The sequence below is a fragment of the Agaribacillus sp. DX54 genome (assembly GCF_056858335.1).
Genome location: NZ_JBXEQE010000067.1, coordinates 1 through 7,630, shown reverse-complemented (window position 1 = coordinate 7,630; position 7,630 = coordinate 1). Strand labels below are relative to the sequence as shown.

Annotated in this window: 7 protein-coding genes; 3 read left to right on the top strand and 4 right to left on the bottom strand. The window is 39.8% G+C overall.

Features of this window, described 5'->3' with window-relative positions:
- Window positions 1-478: SPL family radical SAM protein (locus AC04NP_RS30025; protein WP_482863812.1), on the top strand; the 478-nt coding region annotated here is incomplete at its 5' end.
- A gap of 40 nt (window positions 479-518) precedes the next feature.
- Here the strand turns inward: AC04NP_RS30025 and AC04NP_RS30020 are convergent.
- The 4 genes from AC04NP_RS30020 to AC04NP_RS30005 form a co-directional block, all read right to left on the bottom strand.
- On the bottom strand, window positions 519-674 hold the full coding sequence (locus tag AC04NP_RS30020) for a hypothetical protein (RefSeq protein WP_482863811.1): 156 nt from the start codon (window positions 672-674) through the stop codon (window positions 519-521).
- A gap of 645 nt (window positions 675-1,319) precedes the next feature.
- Window positions 1,320-2,060 (bottom strand): ZIP family metal transporter, encoded by a 741-nt coding sequence (locus AC04NP_RS30015; protein WP_482863809.1) that lies wholly within the window; start codon window positions 2,058-2,060, stop codon window positions 1,320-1,322.
- A gap of 6 nt (window positions 2,061-2,066) precedes the next feature.
- A complete protein-coding gene (locus AC04NP_RS30010; protein WP_482863808.1) occupies window positions 2,067-2,804 on the bottom strand; it encodes an SAM-dependent methyltransferase in 738 nt (245 codons plus the stop codon).
- Between the two features lie 102 nt (window positions 2,805-2,906).
- Complete coding sequence (locus AC04NP_RS30005; RefSeq protein ID WP_482863806.1) at window positions 2,907-3,941, bottom strand: FAD:protein FMN transferase; 1,035 nt, start codon at window positions 3,939-3,941, stop codon at window positions 2,907-2,909.
- Between the two features lie 115 nt (window positions 3,942-4,056).
- On the opposite strand from AC04NP_RS30005, the gene ruvB reads away from it, so the two are divergent.
- Together ruvB and AC04NP_RS29995 are read left to right on the top strand one after the other, a co-directional pair.
- On the top strand, window positions 4,057-5,085 hold the full coding sequence (gene ruvB, locus AC04NP_RS30000; RefSeq protein ID WP_482863805.1) for a Holliday junction branch migration DNA helicase RuvB: 1,029 nt from the start codon (window positions 4,057-4,059) through the stop codon (window positions 5,083-5,085).
- Window positions 5,086-5,321: 236 nt separating this feature from the next.
- Window positions 5,322-7,436 (top strand): tetratricopeptide repeat protein, encoded by a 2,115-nt coding sequence (locus tag AC04NP_RS29995; RefSeq protein WP_482863804.1) that lies wholly within the window; start codon window positions 5,322-5,324, stop codon window positions 7,434-7,436.
- Window positions 7,437-7,630: the final 194 nt, after the last annotated feature.

The window sequence follows — 7,630 nt, the reverse complement described above, 5'->3', positions numbered from 1 at the left end:
GAACGAAAAGTTACGGCTAAAACTGGAGCCCCGTACCGCCAATATATATCAAAGGCTTAAGATCATAGAAAAGCTATCCGCAGCAAAAATACCGGTGGGTGTAATGGTAGCACCAATTATTCCGGGTCTAAACAATCATGAAATACCACATATCATGAAAAAAGCGGCTGAAGCAGGTGCCATTGATGCCGGTATGACGATTGTGAGGCTCAATGGATCCATTCAATACCTGTTTAAGGATTGGCTTGAAAAGAATTTTCCGGATCGGTTTAACAAAGTATGGAACCAAATTGCGGAAGTTCATGGTGGGCAGGTAAATGACAGTCGATGGGGAAGGAGAATGACTGGCAGTGGGCCTATGGCCGAATCCATTTGGGAATTGTTTAGAAGCTGCCACAAAAAACATTACCACAATAAGGGGATGCCTCCATTTGATTTAACCAGATTCAGAAAATCCGGAATTATGAATTTATTTTAAACCTCAAAAGAGATTATCAAAGCAATAGGATAATAATGCATTATTTTTTCTTGAAACTTCTGCCGGTTTCTTCTTTTACAAAGATCTCAAAATTCTTTAATGCAAGATCAAATTTATTAATGTAAGATCCGTCAAACGTATTGATCTCCCCTTTCCTATATTTTTTAGCTGCTTTTTTATTTAATATATTGATCATGACCTATTTATTTACAATCACGCAAAAATATGATTTTTGGTATTTATTACCGTAGTTATTATTAAATTGTTATGGAAATGTAATTTTTTTTATAAAAATCTCTCAATCAATTCAGTGTAAAGACCCTCTCGACCCTTAAAAGGTTTCCATTACCTTAAAAGTTTTTTTGTTTAAACAAAAAAAGGAGAGCGTTTGCTCTCCGGGCCTGATACCTTTCGCTCTTTTTTAGTTTTATCCAAACCGCCAAAGTAGCTTTTGGTAAATCTATGATTTATCCGGAAGTTTTATTCCGAGACGCTTTACAACCTCGGACTTCCTTCTTTAGTTTTAATCTATCCCGGGAGCTCTTTACAATTACTACAATCACCTTTCCACTCTCCCTACCTGTCTGGCATTCCCGGTGTTTTAGTTTCTGCAAGTTAAGAAAACAATATGCGTGCCAACTTTTCATAAAAGCTTGGTCAATCCGTTTTCGGCTCAATAGGAATCATTTTAGCGAGTCGAAAACAGTTCCGGCCATTAGTGTATTTTTTTAGGCACTTTTGTTGTATAAAATATGAACACACAATGCCTCAAAAACGGACAAAAAACCACTAAATCGCCCAATTCTGCCAACAGGGCCGATCATCTTTACACAAAAAAAAATCACAGTAAAAATTCGGCTACCACAGCTATCGAAGCACCCAGCATGCTGATGATTAGCTTTTGTGCACTTAGCTTATGTTCGGGACTGGTTTCAAAAAAGATGGTTGTGGAAATGTGTAGAAAATTTCCACTGACCAGGGCAAATAATATCAAAAACAGGTCATTCGACAACACATCCACTGCGATCAAATAATCACTTAACAACAGGCCAATAGGAGAAGCTATCGCAAAAACAGTAATATAGAAAACTATTTTTCCACGGCTTTCGATCACAGGCATCAATACTGAACACAAAGCAATGGCAGCCGGAATTTTATGTAAAACGATCCCTATCAGCAGGGCCTTGGCATTATGTTCATGATCCATAATAGTAGGATGTGCCAGCAAAGTTCCCTCCAAAAAAGCGTGGATAGAAAGGGAAACCAGTAAAATCACCGGCCTTGACAAAAGGTGCGAAGATTCATGATGGACATGGACATGCCCATGTTCAATACCCCTGGAAAAGTGCTCGAGGGCAACCTGAATAAAAAAACCGATCAACACAAAGTAACCAGGAGGAACCCCGTCACCATGCTGATGAAAAACTTCCGGAAGAAGATGAATTATTGTGAGAGAAAAAAGATAGGAGCCCCCAAAAATCAAGAATAGCCTTAAGTTAACGAGTTTCTTTAAAGGTTTTGAAAGGAAAATCATCCCGGTCAGGAACACTGAAAAAAATAAGACTATAATATCGATCAACATATTACTTTATTTTTCAACGATGAATATCATCCGGTCAGACATTTCCTTTTCATAGGAATCTAAATCGTAACTTCCGAATAATTGTTTGCAGGAGAGTCCGGCCTGTTCGAAAAACTCCAGAAATTCTATCCGCCTTATGGCCTTCACTTTTTCCTGATAGTGATAAGATTGTCCCTGATGTTCGAAACTGATTTTTTTGATGATGTACCCATTATTGCTGATTTCTTTCGTAATGTTAAACAGAATACCATCGACTTCCTTTACCTCTGCCGGCACCAGATTGTTTACTACTTTGTATGTATTCAGAAAATCTACAATTAGTTTCCCACCTGTTTTAAGGGCTTTTGCGGCCGCCGCAATCGCTGACTTGTGTTCATCTGTCGAGTCAAAATACCCAAAACTGGTAAACATATTGAGGACGTAGTCAAATTGATCGTAGGCAAATACTTCCCGCATATCGTGGATGTAAAAGCCCAGCTTCGAATTGCTAAACTGGCTTGCGTATTTGATATTCTCAGCAGATAAATCTATCCCTGCAACATCAAAGCCCTTGTGATTCAGATAGATAGCATGCCTGCCCTTACCACAAGCAAGATCTAAAATTTTGTCTTGTGGTGAAAAACCAAGATAAATACAAAGATTGTCGATAAATGTGTGTGCTTCTGTATTGTCTCTGTTTTTATAAAGAATATGGTAATAGGGAGAGTCAAACCACTCTCCAAACCATTCCTTTTTTTTACTCATATGACGGATTATTTCTTTCTGCAATATTGCTGCAAATAAAAGCATGAATTGATAATTTAAAAACAATGTGTTTAAAAATATCGGTGCGTGAAAAACTTGAGATCATCTCAATATCTCAGCCTTCAAATTATCGGACATGTATGTTTTTAGCTGGCCCTGTGGGTCGCTAAAGATAAGAAAAGCCTCCAGTCCCGCCATTTTTTCTACTATTTCAACAGATTTTTCAAGTCCCAACACCATAAAGGCAGTGGCATAGGCATCCGCTTCGATACATTTATCTGCAAAAACCGATGCGCTTAACAAAGAATGCACCACCGGATAGCCGGTGTAAGGACTTATTGTATGGCTAATTTTTTTCCCATCCAGCACATAAAAATTCCTGTAATTTCCCGAAGTAGCCACCGCCTTGTTATTTATTGAAAAAGCAGTAAAAAGCGCCCTGTTTTCCACTGACTTTGTAGGATCTTCCACGCCCACACTCCATGGCTTGCCTTCTGCAGTGTTTGTTCCTTTGGCCGCCACTTCACCCCCGATTTCAACAAAAATGTTATCTATTTCCCTGGCATCGAGAAAGTCAAGGACGAGGTCTACCGCATAACCTTTGGCGATGGCGCTAAAATCCAGCTTTACACCTTCTTTCAATTTACAAATCGCTACACTGTCAAAGAATATGTGATCAAAGCCCACCAACCTTTTTAGCTCGTCAATGGTACTGGAATCAGGTCTTTCAATTTTGTCAGGACCAAAACCCCAGGCATTTACCAAGGGCATTACGGTAGGATCAAATGCCCCCGCAGTGACTTCATAAATTTTTTTACTTTCATGAAGCACCGGTAAAAAAAACCTGCTTTCATATTTTAGTAAAGTGGTATTATTGAATTTTGAGATTTCCGAATCAGGAATGTATGTAGATAAGGATTGATTGAAAGCGATTAATAGTGAGTCAATCTCCTTTTTGTAATTACGTCCGTTTTTTTTATCAATGTATTTAACATGATAGACGATGTTTCCCATGGTAGTTCCTGTGATATGAAAATTTGCAGGCAGGTGGCCCTTTTTACGGTATTGCCACACTATTAACAATAGAAGGACTACCAGCAAAGGAAAAAGTCGTTTTATATTAAAAACATTTTTCATGTCAATCTAATTTATAGCAATTTAAGGCTTATTTATGAAATTATATGGCATATAACTAAATTAGTGGAAAGTGCGGTTAATACCGTGAGGATGGCCATCAGATATACAACAGCATATGCGAGAAGATTATCTAAGCGGAGATAGCAGTCAAATGACCCAGGCTGACAAGGAAATAGAAAGGGCGTTACGCCCTTTGAATTTTGGGGATTTTACCGGTCAGCAAAAAGTAGTGGAAAACATTAAAGTTTTTGTCCAGGCCGCAAAACAAAGGCGTGAGGCACTTGATCACGTGTTGCTGCACGGGCCTCCCGGACTGGGTAAGACAACCTTGTCGTATATCATTGCCAATGAGTTACGCACCCATATAAAAATCTCTTCGGGCCCTATTCTGGATAAGCCCAGTGATCTTGCCGGGTTACTTACCAACCTGGAAAGCCATGACGTACTATTCATCGATGAAATTCACCGGCTTAATCCCATCGTTGAAGAGTACCTTTACTCGGCCATGGAAGACTACAAAATCGATATCATGCTGGATACAGGGCCCAATGCAAGGTCGGTGCAAATTACCCTCAATCCATTTACTCTGATCGGGGCCACCACCAGAGCAGGGCTACTCACTTCCCCCTTGAGGGCAAGGTTTGGTATTAACGCCAGGCTGGAGTATTACAATGCCGAAATTCTTTCCGGAATTGTCGATCGGTCCTCACAAATATTAAACACACCGATAGAGAAAGATGCTGCCTATGAAATAGCGAGACGAAGCCGCGGAACACCAAGAATTGCCAATAATTTACTGCGACGAACCAGGGACTTCGCCCAGGTTAAAGGCGACGGTACCATCACAAAAAGTATTGCAGAACTCGCGTTGAAGGCCCTCGATGTGGATCAGCATGGACTTGACGATATGGATAACAGAATTCTATCCACCATTATTGACAAATTCAAAGGGGGACCGGTCGGATTGGGTACAATCGCCACCGCCTGCGGGGAAGAAGCAGAAACCATAGAAGAGGTTTACGAACCTTTCCTGATCCAGGAAGGGTATATAAAACGTACTTCCAGAGGAAGAGAAGCTACAGCACTGGCCTACCAGCATCTTAACAAAGTTCCTCCAAGCGCTACACCAAACCTGTTTGATTAAGATTTTATGCACCTTTCAGGAAGCCGCTGGTGTGTCCTATATGGAAGAATCTGGGAATATTACTATTTTTCCTTTTCTTTCTCCCATCAAAAATCAATAAAAACAATACATGGCTAAGAAGGACTATTATCCTTCAGGTTACCAGGCATTGAATATTTGTATATAGTAGTGATTTTAAATTATTGATCGATTTATGTTGTTGCTATAAGCATAAGCATCCCAAGTTTTGGTTAAGGATGAAAAAAATTGTTTACATTTTATTGTTGTTGGCTTTTACACCTGATATTCAGGCTCAGGAAACCAATATAGATCAATTACAACAGGATTTGCATCTGGCTACAAATGATACAATGCGGTTACAGGTACTGTTGAAATGCATTGATTATTATTACAGAAATAATCCTGATACCGCCCTGACCATTGGGTACCGATCAGAAAAAATTGCCATAAGAATACAGAATGAGGTATCCCTGGCCCACGCTGAAAGGGAGATAGCAAGACTGCTGGTACGGAGGGCAGACTATCGTCAGGCGCTAGCTTATATAACCAGGGCCCTGGCAAGGGAGAAAAACCTGGGCAATAAAATAAACATTTCCAAAGCGCATAATATCATCGGCGTCCTTTACTATGAGCAAAGTAATTTTGTGAATGCGCTAAAACACTACCTCGAGTCATTAAAAATATACGAAGAATTAGAAAATAAAGATGGTATAGCATCTATATACAATAATCTGGGGCTGTTGTACAAAGAAAAAGGTGAAACTGACAGGGCCCTGGAATATTATAAAAAGTCACTTGAAATAAACAAATTGCTAAATGACAGCATTGGCCTCGCTTATGGCTACAATAACCTGGGTGTTGTTTACCGGAGAAAAGGCAATTATAAAGCTTCTCTTGAATATTTTAATAAATCTCTGCATATAAAGGAAGCGTTGGGAAATAAAGAAGGGATGATTTCAAGCCTGCTAAATATTGGCATCACTTACAACAAACAGGGGCATTTTGAAGAAGCCAAAAAAGTATCATTTAGAGGTCTTCAATTAACACAGGAATTAAATAGTGTTGCCAGAGAAGCCAGTACGTACAACATATTGGCCGAAACCTATCTGAAAATGGGTAATCCGCCTACGAGTATCGTCTATGCTAAAAATGCCTATGACATTGCCAAGGAAATTGGTAAAATTGACATCGTACAGGAAACCACAGAAATAAGCTACAAGGCTTACAAACAAATGCGAAATCACGAAAAAGCCCTTCAATTTTTTGAAATTTCCCAACACCTGAAAGATAGTTTAACGCAGGTTCAAAAAAACGCAGATCTCAAAAACCTCAGAGAGAATTACGAGATCGAGAAACAACAAATGCAAATTGAATCACTGAACAAAGATCGTATCATTCAGGAAGAACAAATTCAGAGACAATCGATGCAGCAGAATGTATTGGTCGTGGTTTTGACCTTTCTGGCTATCATTGTTTCTATTTTGTATAAAAACAATCGCCGTAAACAAAAGATTAACAACCTGTTAACCCAGAAGCATAAAGAAATTGAATTGAAAAACACCGAATTGGCAAGATTAAATCAGGAGATTGTCAGTCAAAATCAATCCATTAGTATTCAGAAAAACAATCTGGAAGAGTTAAATCACATCAAAAACAACTTGTTTACGATTGTATCACATGATTTCCGCAGTCCACTAAAATCAATTCAAGGCTTTCTGCATCTGCTTAGCCTAGGTGCATTAACCCGGGAGGAGATGAAAAAGCTGGTAGAAGATCTTACTATAAAAGTGGACATGACCACAGATTTTCTTGAAAACCTGTTGACCTGGGCCAGGAATCAAATGTACAAGATTGAAAGTAAGCCTCAGCCCGTGAATCTGAAAAAAATCGCTGATGATAACGCAGCACTGTTAAAGCCGGTTGCGGAGAAAAAGGATGTGAAACTTATTGTAGACATATATGATAATTTTGAAGCTTTTGCAGATGCCAACATGATCAACCTGGTCATCAGGAACCTGGTTGTTAATGCCATCAAGTTTACTTCAGAAGGTGACGAGATCAGACTTACCGCCCACCGGGAAGGGGCGAAAGGTGTTTTCTCTGTGCATGACAACGGCATAGGCATCGATGAAAGGATATTATCGAAGCTATTTGAACTGGAGACCTACTCCACCACCGGCACTGCCAATGAAAAGGGTACCGGGCTGGGATTAGTACTTTGCAAGGACTTTGTAGAAAAAAATCACGGTTCGATCTGGGCTACCAGCGAAGTAGGTGTGGGAAGTGTCTTCAGCTTTAGTCTTCCTCTCACGCCTGCCAGCCATGAGGTGCATGAGCAGGTTATTTCCTGAAAACCGAAGATAAACTGCCACAAAAAAAGGATCGATGAGCGGATCCCTTCATATGATCTCTTTAAGTTGATAATAATCAATAATTTATATGTTCAAACCCGGTGTAAGCTTTGGCATGGCGCAGGTCTCACCCGACCCCAAGGCACAAGCGTCTCGTGGGTGTTGCACAACGTTTTCGACAAAATTCTTGGTGT